Origin of the sequence: Micrococcus sp. Mcc28 (genome assembly GCF_024519775.1) — a bacterium.
GTDB lineage: Bacteria > Actinomycetota > Actinomycetes > Actinomycetales > Micrococcaceae > Micrococcus > Micrococcus luteus.
This window is the reverse complement of record NZ_JALJRH010000009.1, coordinates 18,378-34,048: the sequence shown is the minus strand read 5'-3', so window position 1 is coordinate 34,048 and position 15,671 is coordinate 18,378. Positions and strand designations below refer to the sequence as shown.

Sequence of the window (15,671 nt, the reverse complement as noted above, 5' to 3'; positions counted from 1 at the left end):
CCATGGACCCCAAGCACGACGACGGCGCACCCGGCCCCGGCGCGGCGCCCGCGGTCCCTGCGGCGGGCGCCCCCCTGCTGGAGATCCGCGACCTGGACGTGGAGTTCACCACCCAGCAGGGCACCGTGCAGGCCGTGGAGGGCGCGTCCCTCACGCTCCCGGCCGGCGGCACGCTGGCGATCGTGGGCGAGTCCGGCTCGGGCAAGTCCACCACCGCGATGGCCGCGATCGGCCTGCTGCCCGGCAACGGCCGGGTCACGGCAGGCTCCGTCCGCTTCGCGGGCGAGGAGCTCGTGGGCCTGCCCGAGTCGCGGATGCGCCGCATCCGCGGCCGCCGGATCGGGCTGGTGCCGCAGGACCCGATGTCCAACCTCAACCCCGTGACCCGGGTGGGTCAGCAGATCGGGGAGACCCTGCTGACCCACGGCATGGCGACGAAGAAGGACGTGGGGGCCGCCGTCGTCGAGGTGATGGAGCGCGCCGGCATCCCCGAGCCCGCGCGACGGGCCAAGCAGTATCCGCACGAGCTCTCGGGCGGTCTGCGCCAGCGCGTGCTGATCGCCATCGGCCTGGCGTGCCGGCCGCAGCTGCTGATCGCGGACGAGCCGACCTCCGCCCTGGACGTGACGGTGCAGCAGGTGATCCTGGACCAGATCGGCGAGATGACCCGCGAGCTCGGCAGCTCCGTGCTGCTGATCACCCATGACCTCGGCCTCGCGGCCGAGCGGGCGCAGCAGCTCGTGGTGATGCACCGCGGACGCGTGGTGGAGTCCGGCGACGCGCGGGCCATCCTCGAGGACCCGCAGCACGCCTACACCCGCTCGCTCGTGGCGGCCGCGCCGTCGGTGGCGGCGGCCCGCCTGCTGCCCGAGGCCTTCGATCCCGCGCCCGTCGCCCTGGCCGAGGACGACACCGCGGCCCTGACCACGGTGGCCCTGGCGAAGCAGGACCTCACCCCGCTGGTGGAGATTCGCGACCTCACGAAGGTCTATCCCGTGCGCGGGCACGAGGACTTCATCGCCGTGAAGGACGTCTCCCTGAAGATCCCGCGCGGCAAGACCGTCTCGATCGTCGGCGAGTCCGGCTCCGGCAAGACGACGACGGCGCGCATGCTGCTCAAGCTGATCGAGCCGACCTCGGGCGAGATCACCTTCGAGGGCAGGGATGTGCTGGCGCTGAAGGGGGAGGGGCTCAAGGACTTCCGGCAGCGCGTGCAGGCCGTGTTCCAGGACCCCTTCTCCTCGCTCAACCCCTCGTTCACGGTGGGCCGGATCATCGAGGAGCCGCTGCAGACGTACCGGCGGGGCAACGCCACGCAGCGGCGGGCGCGCGTGCTCGAGCTCATGGACCAGGTGGCCCTGCCCTCCCACTTCCACCGCCGGTACCCGGCCGAGCTCTCGGGTGGACAGCGCCAGCGCGTGGCGATCGCCCGGGCGCTCGCGCTGAACCCCGAGCTGATCGTGTGCGACGAGCCGGTCTCCGCGCTGGACGTGCTCGTGCAGGACCAGATCCTCACGCTGCTGCGCCGCCTGCAGGACGAGCTGGGGCTGAGCTACCTGTTCATCTCGCACGACCTGGCGGTGGTGCGGCTCATCTCCGACTACGTGTGCGTCATGAAGGACGGCGAGGTGGTGGAGGCGGCCAGCTCGGAGGAGGTCTTCACCAACCCCCGGCACCCGTACACCCGCCGCCTGCTCGCCTCGATCCCGGGCAACGAGCTGGGCATCGCGGTGGAGGCGGACGGGACGCACGTGTGAAGCACCGCGGAATGATGTGATCCGGGTCGCTCCCATGCGTGATACTTGCTGGATCACTCGCATCCCCGATCGCAGGAGCATCCCATGGCCCACGCCGCCGACCCCGGGCGCCCCGTGCATAACCCGGACATCGTCGGGTTCACCGACGCCGAACTGAACGAGACGCCGATCCGCCCGCGCTGGAACTCCCTCGGCCCGGGCATCGTCGCCGCGGCCACGGGCGTGGGCGCGGCGGACCTGGTGGCCACCCTGACCGCCGGCTCCCGCTACGGCTACATGCTGCTGTGGGCCGTGGTGCTGGGCGTGATCTTCAAGATCGTGCTCGTGGAGGGCGTGGGCCGCTACTACCTCTCCACCGGCAAGACGATCTTCCAGGGCTGGCGCACCCTCGGGGCCTGGACGTCCTGGTACTTCGGCCCGTACATCCTCATCTGGGGCATCGTGTACGGGGCGACGGCGATGTCCTCCACCGCCCTGCCGCTCGCGGCGCTGTTCCCCGGGGTGGACAGCAAGGTGTTCGCGATCGCCTCGGGCCTGATCGGCCTGGGGCTGGTCTGGCTGGACAGGTACCGGCTCATCGAGTGGCTCATGACGGTGCTGATCGGCGTCATGTTCGTGACCGTGCTGCTCTCGGCGGCACTGACCGTTCCGAACCTGGGCGCGATCCTGGCCGGTCTCGTGCCGCGCCTGCCCTCCGGCGATCCCCAGGCCATGTTCTACGTGCTCGGCCTCGCCGGCGGCGTCGGCGGCACCATCACGCTCGCGGCCTACGGGTACTGGCTGCGCGAGAAGGGCTGGAACGTCCCGAAGTACCTGAAGGTCATGCGGTTCGACAACGCGACCTCATACATCCTCACGGGCATCTTCGTGATCGCCACCATGGTCATGGGCGTGGAGCTGCTGCACTCGGCGGGGCTGGCGATCTCCTCGGGTGACAAGGGCCTGCTCGACGTCGGCGACGTGCTGGCCGAGCGCTACGGCTCGGCGTGGTCCACGGTGTTCCTCATCGGATTCTTCGCCGCGTCCTTCTCCTCCCTGCTGGGTGTGTGGCACGGCGTCTCGCTGATGTTCGCGGACTTCTGGACGAACTTCCGCCGGCCCGCCGCGGAGCTGGACCAGGACGACGCGCCGTCGCTGTCCTCGAAGCCCGGCCGCTTCTTCCTGCTGTGGCTGACCCTGCCGCCCATGGCACTGCTGTTCCTGGACCGGCCGATCTTCCTGATCCTGCTCTACGGCACGCTCGGCGCCCTGTTCATGCCGTTCCTGGCCGTGACCCTGCTGTTCCTCAACAACACGAAGGACGTGCCGCGGCAGTTCCGCAACGGCTGGGTCCGCAACACCCTGTTGGGCCTGACCGCGGCCGTGTTCGTGGCGATCGGCGTGAACGAGCTGCTCAAGGCCCTGCAGCCGGTGCTCGGGGGGTGAGCCGGCGGCGGGAGCGGGGCACACTGGTGCCATGATCGTCGCCTTCTCCGTCGCCCCCTCCGGCCAACCCGCCGACGCCAACCACCTGCCCGGCGACGCGGACACCGCGTCCGTGCACCGGGCGGTCGCGGCCGCCGTCGCCGTGGTGCGCGCCTCCGGCCTGCCGCACCGCACCTCCTCGATGTTCACCGAGATCGAGGGGGAGTGGGACGAGGTGATGGAGGTCGTGCGCGCCGCCGTGGACGCCGTGTCCCCGTACGGCACACGCGTCTCGCTCGTGCTGAAGGCGGACATCCGCCCCGGCCGCACCGGCGAGCTGGACGGCAAGCTCGAGCGCCTCGAGTCGGCCCTCGCCGAGGACGAGGGGCGGCGCGCCGCCCCGGCCCCGCGCGACGGCGACGCCGGGTGACCCCCCTCCCCGCTGCCCCCGGACGCTTTCGTTCGAGAAACGGCGGCGTGTCGAGGCGCTTTCGTTCGAGACATGGCCGCCGCGCCGGCGGCCCGGAGGAGCAGTCCGTGCCTGAGCCCGTGGCCGTGCGCCCCGCCGCACCCGGGGACGTCGAGGCGCTGCTGCGCGTCAAGGCGCGGTCGTGGCGGGAGGCCTACGGCGCGCTCCTGCCGTCCGCGTACCTGGACGCGATCGAGGCCCGGATCCCGGAGGACGTACCCGCGTGGACCGCGCTGATCGGACCGGACCGTGACCTCTGGGTCGCCGACGACGGCGGCCGGCTGCTCGGCGTGGCGCTCGCGGGCCCGCGTCGCTCGGCGGCGGAGACGGCCCGGACGGGTGCGGACGACGCGGCCGCATCGCCCGCCGACCTGCCCGATGTCGAGCTCATGGTGCTCTACGTCCTGGCCGAGGCGTACGGCACCGGCCTGGGAGCGCGCCTGCTGGACGCCGTCGTCGGGGGCCGCCCCGCGCTGCTGCGCGTCCTCGCCGAGAATCCGCGGGCCGTGGCGTTCTACGCCAAGCACGGGTTCGCGGCCGTGGGGGCGCCGGAGCCGATGAACGGCCCGTGGGCCGGCCTGCACGAGCAGCTGATGGTGCGCCGTCTCCCGCACGACGGCGGTGCGGCGTGAGCCGCCGGTCGTCGGCGCGCCGGGGCCGGGCCGCGGGCGGATCCGCCGGCCCCGCCGGGATCGAGCCGGGCGTCCACGCGATCACCCACGGCACCGCCGAGATCCGCGAGGACGCCTTCGAGCCGGGCGCGTTCATCCTCTACGTCAACGGCGTCGAGTCCTCGCCGCTGGACCCCGAGCGCCCCGAGCGCATGGCCTTCGAGTACATGCGCTGGGCCGCCGCGGCCGTCCGGGCGCACTGGCCGGAGCCCACGCCCCTGCGGGCCCTGCACCTGGGCGGCGCGGGCTGCGCGCTCGCCCGCTGGGTGGACCACGCGTACCCGGGCTCCCACCAGACCGCGGTGGAGATCGACGCCGGCCTGGCCGCCCTCGCCCGCGAGCGCTTCGGCCTGCCCCGCGCCCCGGCCCTGCGCATCCGCGTGGCAGACGCCGCCGAGGTCCTGGCCACGGCCCACCCGGCCAGCCGCGACCTGATCATCCGCGACGTCTTCGCCCCGGACCCCACGGACCTGACCGGTGCCCGCCACATCACCCCGCCGGGCCTCACCGGCCTGGACGCGGCCCGCGCCGCCGCGCGGGTCCTCGCCCCGGGCGGGCTGTACGTGCTCAACGTGGGCGGCGGGCCGGACCTGACGTCGGTGCGGGCGGACGTGGCTGCCGTCGTCGCCGCGTTCGAGCACGTCGAGGTGATCGCGGATCCGCCCATGCTCAAGGGGCGGCGCCGCGGCAACGTCATCGTGGCGGCCTCGGACGCCCCCGTGGCCCGCCCCGCCGCGGACGCCCCGCCCGGCGCCGACCCCCGCGACCGCCTGGCCCGCGCCCTGCGCATGGACGCCTTCCCGGCCCGGCTCGCGGAGGATCCACGCGGCTTCCCCGCGGGCGTCTCGCCCGGGATCACGGGACTCATCCCGGGCCCCGAGGCGTAGACTGGAGGCACTCGGCCGGGTCCGCCCGGGGCCCGTCGAGTCCGACTCGAGGAGGTCGCCATGTCCGCCCAGACCCAGCCCGCCGCCACCCGCCGTGAGGACGCACCGCTCGGCGTCCTGGTGGGTGTGGACGGCTCCGACCAGTCCGTCTCCGCCGCCCGCTGGGCCCAGCGCGAGGCCGGCCTGCGCGGCGAGCCGCTGACCCTCGTCACCGCCTACTCGATCCCCGCGTACTGGGGTTACGGCGCGGACGCCGGCGGCGCCGTCCTGGACGACTCCCGTCTCCGCGAGGGCGTGCAGGCCCTCCTGGAGGAGGTCGCCGGCAAGCTCGACGCCGACGGGGTGCGTCCGGAGCTGCGTGTGGAGATCGGGGACGCGGCCGGCGTCCTCGTGGAGCTCTCCGCCGAGGCCTCCCTGCTCGTCTCGGGCGCGCGCGGCCGCGGCGGCTTCATGGGCCGCCTGCTCGGCTCGGTGGCCGCCGCGCTGCCCGGCCACGCGCACTGCCCGGTCGCCATCATCCCCGCCGGGGTCGAGGCCAGCCGCGCGGGGGACAGGACCGCCGTCGTGGTGGGCGTCGACGGTTCCGAGCAGGGCCGTGCCGCCGCTCTCGAGGCCGCTGAGGAGGCCCGCCTCCGCCAGGCCCCGCTGAAGCTCGTGTGCGCCGTCCCGCCCCTGGGCGCGAACGCCGCGTGGCTGGCCGTCAGCCTGGACGAGGAGGCCCGAGAGCGGGAGCTGCGCGAGCGTCTCGACGCCGGCGCCGCGTGGATCCGCTCCGAGTTCCCCGGCCTCGAGGTCCTCACCGAGCTCGTGGACGGCACCCCCGTGGACGTGATGGTGGACCAGACCGCCACCGCCCGCCTCACCGTGGTGGGCACGCGCGGTCTGGGCGGCTTCGCCGGTGCGATCGTCGGCTCCACGAGCCGCGGCGTCGCGGACCACGCGAAGGGCCCGGTGCTCGTCGTCCCGTTCCGCAAGGACGTCCGCCTCGGCCGCCGCGCCTCGTTCGGCCCGGTCCAGGACCAGCCGGAGTCCTGACCGGCGCTCAGCCCCAGCCGAGCTCGTGGAGGCGCTCCTCGGAGATGCCGAAGAAATGCCCCACCTCGTGCATGACGGTGACGGTGATCTCGTCCTCGAGCTCGGCGCGGGAGGTGCAGTGGCGGGTGAGCGGGCCGCGGAACACCACGATCCGGTCCGGCATCTGCCACGCGAACTCGGCGCGCTCGGTCAGCGGCACGCCCTCGTAGAGGCCGAACAGCTCGGTGGCCGGGTCCTCCCAGCGCTGCGGCTCGTACTCGTCCTCCACCACCACGACGACGTTCGTCAGCAGCCGTGCCAGCTCGTCCGGGATGCGGGTGAGGGCCGCGGAGACGGCGTCGTCGAACTCCTGCTCGCTCATCCACGTGGCGGCGGGGCGGTCGGGGCGATGGCTCACGGAGGGCTCCTGACGGCGGGGCACGACGACGGCGGACCGGCTCCGGCGGGAACTTGCCGGGGGGCGTGCGGCCACCATAGACTCCCAGGGTCCACCTCGGGAATCTCGAACCGGACCTGCCCCTATCGTCTAGAGGCCTAGGACACCGCCCTTTCACGGCGGCGACACGGGTTCGAATCCCGTTGGGGGTACGCAGGCCGGCCGCCCTCGGCGGCCGGAACGGCACTCGCCGACTGGGTTTGCACGACGCGCGGAGGCTCTGCTAGAGTTTCCACTCGTTGCGAAAGCGGCGAGAACAACAGAACATGGCCCTGTAGCGCAGTTGGTTAGCGCGCCGCCCTGTCACGGCGGAGGTCGCGGGTTCAAGTCCCGTCAGGGTCGCTCGGATCATCCGATCACCGGCATTCGGAAATGGAGTCCGGTGACGCATGGTCCTGGTGACGAAGGTCGCCGGGCTCTGTAGCTCAGTTGGTAGAGCGTACGACTGAAAATCGTAAGGTCACCGGATCGACGCCGGTCGGAGCCACCACTTCGAGAAGGCCCCCCGCAGACGCGGGGGGCCTTCGTCGTCCGGGGCGACGAGCCACTGACAGGCGGCGACGCGGTGGGCACACTGGGTCGATGCCCGATTCCCCCTCCGCCCGCGCGACCGGCGGCGAGACCGCGCTTGTGGTGATCGACGTCCAGCACAGCTACTTCGAGCATCCCGCGCTGGCCGCCCATCAGGCCGAGCTGACGGCGGCGGTCGTGGAACTGCTCCGGACCGCCCGCGAGGCCGGCCGTCCCGTCTTCCTGGTGCGGACCGAGCACGCGCGGGACCGCTCCACGTGGACGTTGAACATGCTGGCCGACGGCGAGGGCTTCGCCTTCCCGGGCACCCGGCAGGCGGCTCTGCTCGACGGGGTCGCGGCGGCCGCCCCGGACGCCGTCGAGGTCGTGAAGACCCGGGACTCCGCCTTCCACGGCACGGGACTGGCGGCCGAGCTGCGGGGCCGCGGGGTGGATCGGCTCCTGCTGTGCGGCGTCTCCACCCACAGCTGCATCGCCGCGACCGCCACGGCCGCGTTCGCCCTCGACTTCCACGCCGCGATCGCGACGGACGCGATCGCCTCCGAAGAGCCGGCGCTGGCCTCGGCGATGCTCGACTTCCTCCGCGACGAGATGCGTCAGCCGCTCCTCGGGCAGGACGAGGCACTCACCCTCCTGCGCACCGGCCTCGTCCCCGACCGGGGCTGAGGGGCGGTCACAGGATCTCGACGTCGCCCTCGTCCGCACGCGTGCGGTCCTGGGCGTCCTCCTCGATGTGCATGGCGGCGGACTCCGCATTGCGCAGGGAGTCCGGGGCACGTCCCTCCCCGGCCCAGTGCTGCGGGTCGTCCGAGCCGCCGCGCACGGGCTGGCCGTCGCGGCCGTCCTGCGGCGCGGGGTCGCCGGCGGCGTTGGGATCGGCGAGCAGGTCCGTCTCGAGCTCTCGTTCGTCCTCGCGGTCCTCGAAGGGGACGTCGGTCATGGTGCGGTCCTTCCTCTCGCGGGCGGGCCCGTCCGGCGCCGCCGTCGTCGTGGTGTCCCACACCCTAGTGAGGCCGCCCACGCCTCACCAGGGGACGCCCGCGCCGGGGCCGTGGGCGCGGTCACCCCGCCGGGTGAGACCGTCCACTCGGCCGCGTCTCAGGCAGGGAGCCGGCGTGCGGGACCACGTAAGGTCGGGAGGATGAGCGATCCGACACCGCCCTCGACCGAGCCCATGATCCCCGAGCAACCCGGGAACCATCCGTCCTCGGCGACCGCCCCCGACGCCGGCGTCGCCCCTGCCACCTCCGCCGCGGCCGCCCGCGACCGCGTCCTGCTGCCGTGGGTGTTCTGGCCCTCCGCGGTCATCGTGCTCTCCTTCGTGGGGGCCACGCTGCTCGCCCCCGACCAGATGACCGTGGGCATCGGCCTGGTCCAGCAGGCCATCATCACGAACTTCTCGTGGTGGTACGCGCTCGTCGCCCTGTTCTTCGTGCTGTTCTGCGGCTACCTCGCGTTCTCCCGGAAGGGGCAGATCACGCTCGGCAAGCCCGATGAGAAGCCCGAGTTCTCCACGCTGTCCTGGTTCTCCCTGCTCTTCGCGGCGGGCATGGGCATCGGCCTCGTGTTCTTCGGCATGACCGAGCCGCTCATGCACTTCACCGATCCGCGGCCCGACGTGGCGGCCGCCAACCCCACCCAGGCGGAGGCCGCCCAGTCGGCGCTGGCCACCACGTTCCTGCACTGGGGCCTGCAGCCCTGGGCGATCTACGCGGTGGTGGGCGTGGCGGTCGCGCTGGCCATCCACCGGCGCGGCCGTCCCCTCGCGCTGCGCTGGGCCTTCGAGCCGCTGATCGGCGAGCGCCGCGTGCGCGGCGGCTGGGGCCACCTGATCGACAACATCGCCCTCATCGGCACCGTCTTCGGCGTGGCCACCTCGCTGGGCCTCGGGGTCACCCAGATGTCCGCGGGCCTGCGCGCGCTGGGCATCGTGCCCGAGGACAGCCCCTGGCTCGAGTACGCCATGATCGGCGCGGTCACCTGCGTGGTGCTCTACACCGTGGTCTCCGGCGTGGAGCGCGGCATGAAGTGGCTGTCCAACACCAACCTGATCCTGGCCGCCGGCCTGCTGCTGTTCATCGCGATCGTGGGACCCACCGCGTTCCTGTTCAAGGAGATGGTGCAGTCCCTCGGCTCCTACATGCAGTACTTCTTCGCGAACTCGCTCAACGTCTCCGCGTTCTACGGCGCCGAGGGCGACGCGTGGCAGGCCGGCTGGAGCGCGTACTACTGGGGCTGGTGGATGTCCTGGACGCCGTTCGTCGGCATCTTCATCGCCCGCATCTCGCGCGGTCGCACCGTGCGCGAGTTCATCGCGGGCGTGCTGCTGGTGCCCACCATGGTGGGCGTGGTCTGGTTCGGCATCCTGGGCGGCACCGCGATCTTCCTCGAGACCACCCGCCCGGCCGGGTACACCTCCGTGGTGGGCGCGGACGGCGCCATCGACTCGAACACCGCGCTCTTCCAGGTGCTCGAGCAGCTGCCCGCGGGCACGATGCTCGTGGTCGGCGCCATCATCCTCTCGGGCATCTTCTTCATCACCTCCGCCGACTCGGGCTCGCTCGTGATGGGCATGCTCGCCACGGGCGGCGACGTGAACCCGAAGGCCACGGTGAAGATCTTCTTCGCCATCGCCACCTCGCTCATGGCCGCGGCCCTGCTGGCCGCCGGCGGCCTGTCCGCGATCCAGGTCCTGGCCATCACCATCGGCCTGCCGTTCTCCGTGATGATGCTGCTGATCTGCCTGGCCACGTTCCGCTCGCTCGGCTACTCCGTAGCGCGGGTGGAGGCGGTGCGCCGCCAGGCCATGCTGGCCTCCATCAAGGACCGCCTGGGCCTCGAGTCCGACGACGACGAGGTGGTCGACTCCGGCCCCGTGGCGGCCTCGCAGTGGTGGGCCTCGCTCAGTCGGGACCACCAGCAGCGGATCGCCGATGCGGCCGCCGGCGTCCCGGCCTCGGAGGGGCCTCGCCGCACCCGGCTGCGCCGCCACGAGCACTGACGTCCGCCCCCGGGCGCCCTCCCGGCCCCGACGAGAACGGCCCCTGTCCCGCGCGGGACAGGGGCCGTCGTCGTCGTGGGGGTCAGTCCTCGTGGGACTGGCGGGTGCGGACCACCGGCAGGGTGCCGGTGCGGCTGTGGGCCGCGGCCGACGTGCGGGTGCCCGTGACGAACCAGGCGAGGGTCAGGACCGCGACCCACACGAGACCGATGATGAGCGCGCGGCGCGAATCCGGGATGGTAGCCATGGTGATCACCACGGTGGCCACAAACGCCAGGCCCAGGTAGGTGCCGACGTTGCCCAGCGGCATGGGGAAGGGGGACGGCTCCGCGCCCTGCTCCGCGACGCGCCTGCGCATGGCGCGGTGGGACAGGAAGATCATGGCCCAGGTCAGCACCACGGCGAACGAGGCGACGCCGGCCACCAGGCTGAAGGCGTTCGGGTCCACGGTGATCAGCACCGCGCCGAGCACCATCACGCCCAGCGTCACGGCCACGGACAGCCACGGCACGCCGCCGCGGTTGGTGTGGGTGAAGGCCCGGGGCGCCTGGCCGTCATGGGCCATCGCGTAGAGCAGGCGACCGGACGCGTAGATGCAGGCGTTGATCGCGGAGACGGCGGCCGTGAGCACCACGAAGTTCAGCAGGTGCGGGGCGAAGGGGACGCCGAGGCCCTCGAAGATCTGCACGAACGGGCTGGCCTTGCCGTCCACCTGGTTCCAGGGGACGAGGGCCATGATGACCGCCATCGTCAGCACGTAGAACAACAGGATGCGGATCGGCACCGTGTTGATGGCCTTGGGCAGCACCTTCTCCGGGTTCTTGGCCTCGCCCGCGGCCACGCCGAGGGTCTCGATGCCGCCGAAGGAGAACGTCACGATGGTGAGCGCGGTCAGCACGCCCAGGATGCCGTGCGGCAGGAATCCGCCGTGGTCCACGAGGTTCGCCAGGCTGGCTTGGGTGCCGTCCGCGGTGGAGGCGCCGGTGAAGAGCAGGATCACACCGCCGAAGATCATCGCCACGATGGCCCCGACCTTCACGAGCGTCAGCCAGAACTCGGCCTCGCCGAAGTTCCCGACGTGCGTGAAGTTGATCAGGCCGACCACGAGGATCGTGGCGGCGACCCAGGCCCAGGCCGGGACCCCCGGGAACCAGAACGCCATGTACGTGGTGATGGCGGCGGTGTCCGCGATGATCACGACGGCCAGCTCGAAGACGAAGGTCCAGCCGGTCACGTAGCCGGCGAAGGGGCCGAGATAACGGGAGGCATAGGCGGCGAAGGAGCCGGAGACGGGCTCACGGAGCGTCATCTCGCCGAGGGCGCGCATCACGAGGAACACGGCGGCGCCGGCGACGAGGAAGGACAGGATCACGCCCGGCCCGGCGGCCTGGATGCCGCCGGCCGAGCCGTAGAAGAGGCCGGTGCCCACCGCCGTGCCCAGGGCGATGAACATGATGTGCCGCTGGCTCAGGCCGCGGTGCAGCTGCCCGCGGTCCGTGGTGGCCGCGTCGGGCTCGGCGACGCGGGAGCCGGAGGGGGAGGTGCTCACGTGAAGTCTCCGCTCGAAGGGGGTGGATCAGGACACGCCATGGTGACTCGTGACACAGCGTTCATGCCACTTTGTCCGGTGTGATGCGAGTCATCGTGGACGTTACGTCGAGTTCATCCGACCGTGCCGGATGATGTGGCCTCGGCCACCGCTGATTCCTCGCGGAAGATCTGTGGCGCCCCGGCGGGTCCCGGGGCGTGCCCGGCTCAGTCCATGAGCAGCCACGCGGCGGCGTCGTGCGCGAGCTGCCCGTCCTGCACGGCCTCTGCCTCCTCGAGGGAGAACAGGGCCCGGGAATGGCCCGCGGGCAGGTCGACGGGATCGGTCGACAGGTTCGCCATCACGAGCACGGTGCGCGCCGGGATCGGCTCGCCCGAGCCCAGGTGCCGGCCACCGCCCGAGGTGACCGTGAACGCCAGCACCCCGCGTGCGGGGTCGTGGTGCTCGGACCACGCGAACGTGCCCGTGCCCAGGTCGAGCTCGCCGCGGATCTGCAGCAGACGCCGGTACAGCTCGAACACGGAGCCCTCGACGCCGACCTGCCGGTCCGCCGCCAGCGCCCGGAAGGACGCGGGCTGGGGCAGCCACGGCGCGGCGACGCCCTCGGCGGCGGACGCGGGGCCGTCGTCGTCCGCGGGGGTCGAGAAGCCGTAGGACGTCTCGTCCGCGGCCCACGGCAGAGGGATGCGGCAGCCGTCGCGGCCGGGCTCCTTGCCGTCCGTGCGGAAGAAGTAGGGGTCCGTGCGCTGCTCGGCGGCCAGGGTGGTGTGCTCGGGCAGGCCGAGCTCGTCCCCCTGGTAGATGTACGCCGAGCCGGGCAGGGCCAGCTCGACCAGGGCCGCGGCGCGGGCCCGGCGGCGGCCCAGCTCCTCGTCCGGCTGCTCGTCCTCGGCGGTGATGCCGGCCGGGTAGGAGCTCGGGTCCGCCAGGCCGTAGCGGGAGGCGTGGCGCACCGTGTCGTGGTTGGAGAGCACCCACGTGTTGGGGGCGCCCACGCGCTCGGCGTGCTCGAACGAGCGGTCGATGGCGCTGGTGAGCGACTCCGCGTCCCAGCCGGCCATGAGGTAGGTGAAGTTGAAGGTCTGGTGCATCTCGCCGGGGCGGACGTACCGGAACATCCGCGAGAGCGGGGCCACCCACGCCTCGGCCACCATCATCGGCTCGTGGTCGTAGGAGTCCAGGACCCGCCGCCAGTGCCGGTAGACCTCGTGGACGCGGTCCTGGTCCATGAACGGGGTGAGCGGCTCGAAGGTGTCCGGGTCGAACGTGGGGTCGGCGTCCTCGCCCGCGTCCGTGACCATGCCCATGCGGGAGTGCTCGGCGTCCGGGTAGCCGGGCTGCTTGATGAGCCCGTGGGCCACGTCCACCCGGAAGCCGTCCACGCCGCGGTCCAGCCAGAACCGCAGGATGGAGCGGAACTCCTCGCGCACCTCCTCGTTCTCCCAGTTCAGGTCCGGCTGCGTGGTGTCGAACAGGTGCAGGTACCACTGGCCCGGGGTGCCGTCCGCCTCGGTCACGCGGGTCCAGGCCCCGCCGCCGAACGTGGACTCCCAGTTGTTGGGGGGCAGCTCGCCGTGCTCGCCGCGGCCCTCGGCGAAGTGGTAGCGGGCGCGCTCGGGGGAGCCGGGGCCGGCGGCCAGGGCGGCCTGGAACCACGCGTGCTCGGACGAGGTGTGGTTCGGCACGAGGTCCACGACCACGCGGATGCCGGCCTCGTGCGCGGCGGCGATCATCTCGTCCGCGTCCGCGAGCGTGCCGAACCGCGGGTCCACGGCGCGGTAGTCCGCGACGTCGTAGCCGGCGTCGTGCTGCGGGGAGAGGTAGAAGGGTGAGAGCCAGATCGCGTCCACGCCGAGCTGGGCCAGGTAGTCGAGGCGCGAGGTGACGCCGCGCAGGTCGCCCATGCCGTCCCCGTCCGCGTCCGCGAAGGAGCGCGGGTACACCTGGTAGATCACGGCGTCCACCCACCACGGGGTGACGGGCCGGTTCCGGGCTTCCGAGGGCGGGGTGCTCAGGCGCTGCGTGGTCATGGGATCCACCCTAGGCCCGACGCGGGAGCGCGCGCCCCGCGTGAGCGGCGTCGGCGGCGTGGTGTGCGTCTCGAGCACCCGGGTCGGCCCCACCCCGGTGCGCCGGCGGCCGGCTCAGGTCAGCCGGGCCAGCATCCCGACGGCGGCCCAGCGACGGTTCAGCCGTTCCTGCGCGACGCCGGCGGTCGCCTCGTCGCCCTCCTCGAGGGCGTCGATGAGCGTCCACAGGTCGAAGACGGAGTCGTCCGGCCACACGTGCCGCGTGAGGCCGCCGTAGTCCAGCTCGATCCACGAGTCGGGGTGGAACGCGCCGAGCCACTCCACCATCACCGTGAGCTCGCCGATCAGCTCCGCATCCGGGGCGTGCCGCGCGAGCACCGCCGCCGCGTGCCCGGCCCGCTCCCGGGCGGCCACGATCGGGGCGCGCCGGTACGCCGTGCGCTCGCCGTCCACGAGGCGCTTCACCGGCTCCTCGGGGTCGAACACCGTGAGCCAGCCGTGCGGCACACCCCACGTGGCCGTGCGCGTCTGCACGCGGTGGTGCTCCGGCGCGCCGCCCTCGTCCTGCGGGTCCTGGCCCGCCGCGTCCGGGTCGGGGGAGAGGCCCCACTCGTCCTCGAGCGCCACGAGCGCGCGGCCGCGGTTCATGGCGCGCGCCGCCGGCGGGATGGCGGCCTCGTGCAGCCGCGGCAGCATCGTCTCCTCGAGCATGGCCGCGGCCATCTCGGCGCGCAGGCCCCGCTCGTCCGGGCAGTAGAAGGCGGAGCGGTGCTCGTCCTGGAGGACCCGCACCAGGTCGTCCTCACCGGGTTCCGGGAACGGGTCGGCCACGGGCCGGGCCAGGCGACGCCGGGCCCGTTCGGCCGCCTCGGCCTCGACCTCGGCACGGGTGCGGTGGCCGCCGGCGATCAGCCGCGCCTGGACCGCGTCCGGGAACGCGGCCAGCGGCTGGAAGACGCGCAGGTGCGCGGTGCCGCGCGCGACACCCGGGGGCGGGCCGCCGTCGTCGTGGGTCATCGCGGGCTCGTCCGTGGTTCAGCCCAGCTCGACGACCACGGGCGCGTGGTCCGAGGCGCCCTTGCCCTTGCGCTCCTCGCGGTCGATCCAGGCGTCCGTGACCGTCCGTGCGAGGGCGGGGGAGCACAGCTGGAAGTCGATGCGCATGCCCTTCTTCTTGGGGAAGGCCAGGCCCGTGTAGTCCCAGTACGTGTACACGCCGGGGCCGGGGTGGCGCGGGCGCACCACGTCCACCAGCCCGGCGTCCTCGAACGCGTGGAACGCCGCGCGCTCGGCCGGGGAGACGTGCGTGTAGCCCTCGCGCTGGAACAGCTCGATGTCCCACACGTCCTCGTCCTGCGGAGCGATGTTCCAGTCGCCGGCCAGGGCGAGCCGGGTGTCCGGGTCCTCGGCGAGGCGAGCGGCCGCGTGCTCCTGGAGCACGCGCAGCCACTCGAGCTTGTAGCCCATGTGCTCGTTCTCCAGGCCGCGCCCGTTGGGCACGTACAGGCTCCACAGGCGCACCGGGGCGACGCCGTCGGCCGCCTCGGCACCCACGGTCGCCCCGATGGCGCGGGACTCCTCCTGCGGGTCCACGCCGCCCTTGCCGAAGTGCGGCTGGCCGGGGAAGCCGCGCTGCACGTCGCTCAGGCCGACGCGGGAGGCGATGGCCACGCCGTTCCACTGCGAGGTGCCGTTGTGCGCCACCTCGTAGCCGGCGCGCTCGAAGAGCTCCCAGGGGAAGTTCTCGTCCCGGCACTTGGTCTCCTGGATGGCCAGGACGTCGATGTCATGGCGCTCGAGGAAGGCCTCGACGCGGTCGGCGCGGGCACGGAGGGAGTTGACGTTCCAGGTGGCGATCTTCACCCGGCCAGGCTATCGAAGGGCGCGGACACCGTGGGATC

14 protein-coding genes and 3 tRNA genes are annotated in these 15,671 nt (G+C 72.9%); 11 read left to right on the top strand and 6 right to left on the bottom strand.

The window, feature by feature from the left end:
• The first annotated feature begins 2 nt into the window (after positions 1 to 2).
• From NR073_RS06345 to NR073_RS06320, 6 genes are all read left to right on the top strand, one after another.
• Complete coding sequence (locus NR073_RS06345; RefSeq protein WP_044658639.1) at positions 3 to 1,757, top strand: ABC transporter ATP-binding protein; 1,755 nt, start codon at positions 3 to 5, stop codon at positions 1,755 to 1,757.
• A gap of 84 nt (positions 1,758 to 1,841) precedes the next feature.
• Positions 1,842 to 3,182, top strand: a complete 1,341-nt coding sequence (locus NR073_RS06340) for an Nramp family divalent metal transporter (RefSeq protein WP_256748682.1) — start codon at positions 1,842 to 1,844, stop codon at positions 3,180 to 3,182.
• A gap of 31 nt (positions 3,183 to 3,213) precedes the next feature.
• Complete coding sequence (locus NR073_RS06335; protein WP_063189969.1) at positions 3,214 to 3,591, top strand: thiamine-binding protein; 378 nt, start codon at positions 3,214 to 3,216, stop codon at positions 3,589 to 3,591.
• 107 nt (positions 3,592 to 3,698) lie between these two features.
• Positions 3,699 to 4,262, top strand: a complete 564-nt coding sequence (locus tag NR073_RS06330; protein ID WP_036383531.1) for a GNAT family N-acetyltransferase — start codon at positions 3,699 to 3,701, stop codon at positions 4,260 to 4,262.
• A complete protein-coding gene (locus tag NR073_RS06325; protein WP_036383529.1) occupies positions 4,259 to 5,188 on the top strand; it encodes a spermidine synthase in 930 nt (309 codons plus the stop codon). Before NR073_RS06330 ends, NR073_RS06325 begins: the two co-directional genes overlap by 4 nt.
• A gap of 60 nt (positions 5,189 to 5,248) precedes the next feature.
• Complete coding sequence (locus tag NR073_RS06320) at positions 5,249 to 6,223, top strand: universal stress protein (protein WP_036383528.1); 975 nt, start codon at positions 5,249 to 5,251, stop codon at positions 6,221 to 6,223.
• Positions 6,224 to 6,230: 7 nt separating this feature from the next.
• On the opposite strand, the gene NR073_RS06315 is transcribed toward NR073_RS06320, so the two are convergent.
• Positions 6,231 to 6,620, bottom strand: coding sequence for a metallopeptidase family protein (locus NR073_RS06315; RefSeq protein WP_217565073.1), 390 nt, complete (start codon positions 6,618 to 6,620; stop codon positions 6,231 to 6,233).
• Between the two features lie 118 nt (positions 6,621 to 6,738).
• On the opposite strand from NR073_RS06315, the gene NR073_RS06310 reads away from it, so the two are divergent.
• The 4 genes from NR073_RS06310 (at position 6,739) to NR073_RS06295 (ending at position 7,856) form a co-directional block, all read left to right on the top strand.
• Positions 6,739 to 6,811, top strand: a tRNA-Glu gene (locus tag NR073_RS06310).
• A gap of 116 nt (positions 6,812 to 6,927) precedes the next feature.
• Positions 6,928 to 7,001 (top strand) — tRNA-Asp (locus NR073_RS06305).
• 72 nt (positions 7,002 to 7,073) lie between these two features.
• Positions 7,074 to 7,149 (top strand) — tRNA-Phe (locus tag NR073_RS06300).
• A 92-nt stretch (positions 7,150 to 7,241) separates the two neighbouring features.
• Positions 7,242 to 7,856 carry a cysteine hydrolase family protein gene (locus NR073_RS06295; RefSeq protein WP_217565075.1) on the top strand — a complete coding sequence of 205 codons (615 nt, stop codon included), beginning with the start codon at positions 7,242 to 7,244 and terminating at the stop codon, positions 7,854 to 7,856.
• Between the two features lie 7 nt (positions 7,857 to 7,863).
• Here the strand turns inward: NR073_RS06295 and NR073_RS06290 are convergent, their stop codons facing one another.
• Positions 7,864 to 8,130 (bottom strand): hypothetical protein, encoded by a 267-nt coding sequence (locus tag NR073_RS06290; RefSeq protein ID WP_049147831.1) that lies wholly within the window; start codon positions 8,128 to 8,130, stop codon positions 7,864 to 7,866.
• 201 nt (positions 8,131 to 8,331) lie between these two features.
• Between NR073_RS06290 and NR073_RS06285 the strand changes: the two genes are divergently transcribed.
• Positions 8,332 to 10,191 (top strand): BCCT family transporter, encoded by a 1,860-nt coding sequence (locus NR073_RS06285; RefSeq protein WP_256748681.1) that lies wholly within the window; start codon positions 8,332 to 8,334, stop codon positions 10,189 to 10,191.
• An 82-nt stretch (positions 10,192 to 10,273) separates the two neighbouring features.
• On the opposite strand, the gene NR073_RS06280 is transcribed toward NR073_RS06285, so the two are convergent.
• The 4 genes from NR073_RS06280 to NR073_RS06265 all read right to left on the bottom strand — a co-directional run bounded on the left by NR073_RS06280 (position 10,274) and on the right by NR073_RS06265 (position 15,633).
• Positions 10,274 to 11,740 carry an amino acid permease gene (locus NR073_RS06280; RefSeq protein WP_134416819.1) on the bottom strand — a complete coding sequence of 489 codons (1,467 nt, stop codon included), beginning with the start codon at positions 11,738 to 11,740 and terminating at the stop codon, positions 10,274 to 10,276.
• A gap of 206 nt (positions 11,741 to 11,946) precedes the next feature.
• Positions 11,947 to 13,770 carry an alpha-amylase family glycosyl hydrolase gene (locus tag NR073_RS06275; protein WP_158184156.1) on the bottom strand — a complete coding sequence of 608 codons (1,824 nt, stop codon included), beginning with the start codon at positions 13,768 to 13,770 and terminating at the stop codon, positions 11,947 to 11,949.
• A gap of 114 nt (positions 13,771 to 13,884) precedes the next feature.
• Positions 13,885 to 14,787 carry a hypothetical protein gene (locus tag NR073_RS06270; protein ID WP_060973769.1) on the bottom strand — a complete coding sequence of 301 codons (903 nt, stop codon included), beginning with the start codon at positions 14,785 to 14,787 and terminating at the stop codon, positions 13,885 to 13,887.
• Between the two features lie 18 nt (positions 14,788 to 14,805).
• Positions 14,806 to 15,633, bottom strand: a complete 828-nt coding sequence (locus NR073_RS06265; protein ID WP_095347077.1) for an exodeoxyribonuclease III — start codon at positions 15,631 to 15,633, stop codon at positions 14,806 to 14,808.
• Positions 15,634 to 15,671 lie beyond the last annotated feature (38 nt).

What these genes read in the sequence shown, in the direction of transcription:
- NR073_RS06345 (WP_044658639.1), top strand. Translation starts at nt 3, where the DNA reads ATGGACCCCAAGCACGACGACGGCGCACCCGGCCCCGGCGCGGCGCCC.
- NR073_RS06285 (WP_256748681.1), top strand. Translation starts at nt 8,332, where the DNA reads ATGAGCGATCCGACACCGCCCTCGACCGAGCCCATGATCCCCGAGCAA.
- NR073_RS06320 (WP_036383528.1), top strand. Translation starts at nt 5,249, where the DNA reads ATGTCCGCCCAGACCCAGCCCGCCGCCACCCGCCGTGAGGACGCACCG.
- NR073_RS06335 (WP_063189969.1), top strand. Translation starts at nt 3,214, where the DNA reads ATGATCGTCGCCTTCTCCGTCGCCCCCTCCGGCCAACCCGCCGACGCC.
- NR073_RS06295 (WP_217565075.1), top strand. Translation starts at nt 7,242, where the DNA reads ATGCCCGATTCCCCCTCCGCCCGCGCGACCGGCGGCGAGACCGCGCTT.
- NR073_RS06290 (WP_049147831.1), bottom strand. Translation starts at nt 8,130, where the DNA reads ATGACCGACGTCCCCTTCGAGGACCGCGAGGACGAACGAGAGCTCGAG.
- NR073_RS06270 (WP_060973769.1), bottom strand. Translation starts at nt 14,787, where the DNA reads ATGACCCACGACGACGGCGGCCCGCCCCCGGGTGTCGCGCGCGGCACC.
- NR073_RS06275 (WP_158184156.1), bottom strand. Translation starts at nt 13,770, where the DNA reads ATGACCACGCAGCGCCTGAGCACCCCGCCCTCGGAAGCCCGGAACCGG.
- NR073_RS06340 (WP_256748682.1), top strand. Translation starts at nt 1,842, where the DNA reads ATGGCCCACGCCGCCGACCCCGGGCGCCCCGTGCATAACCCGGACATC.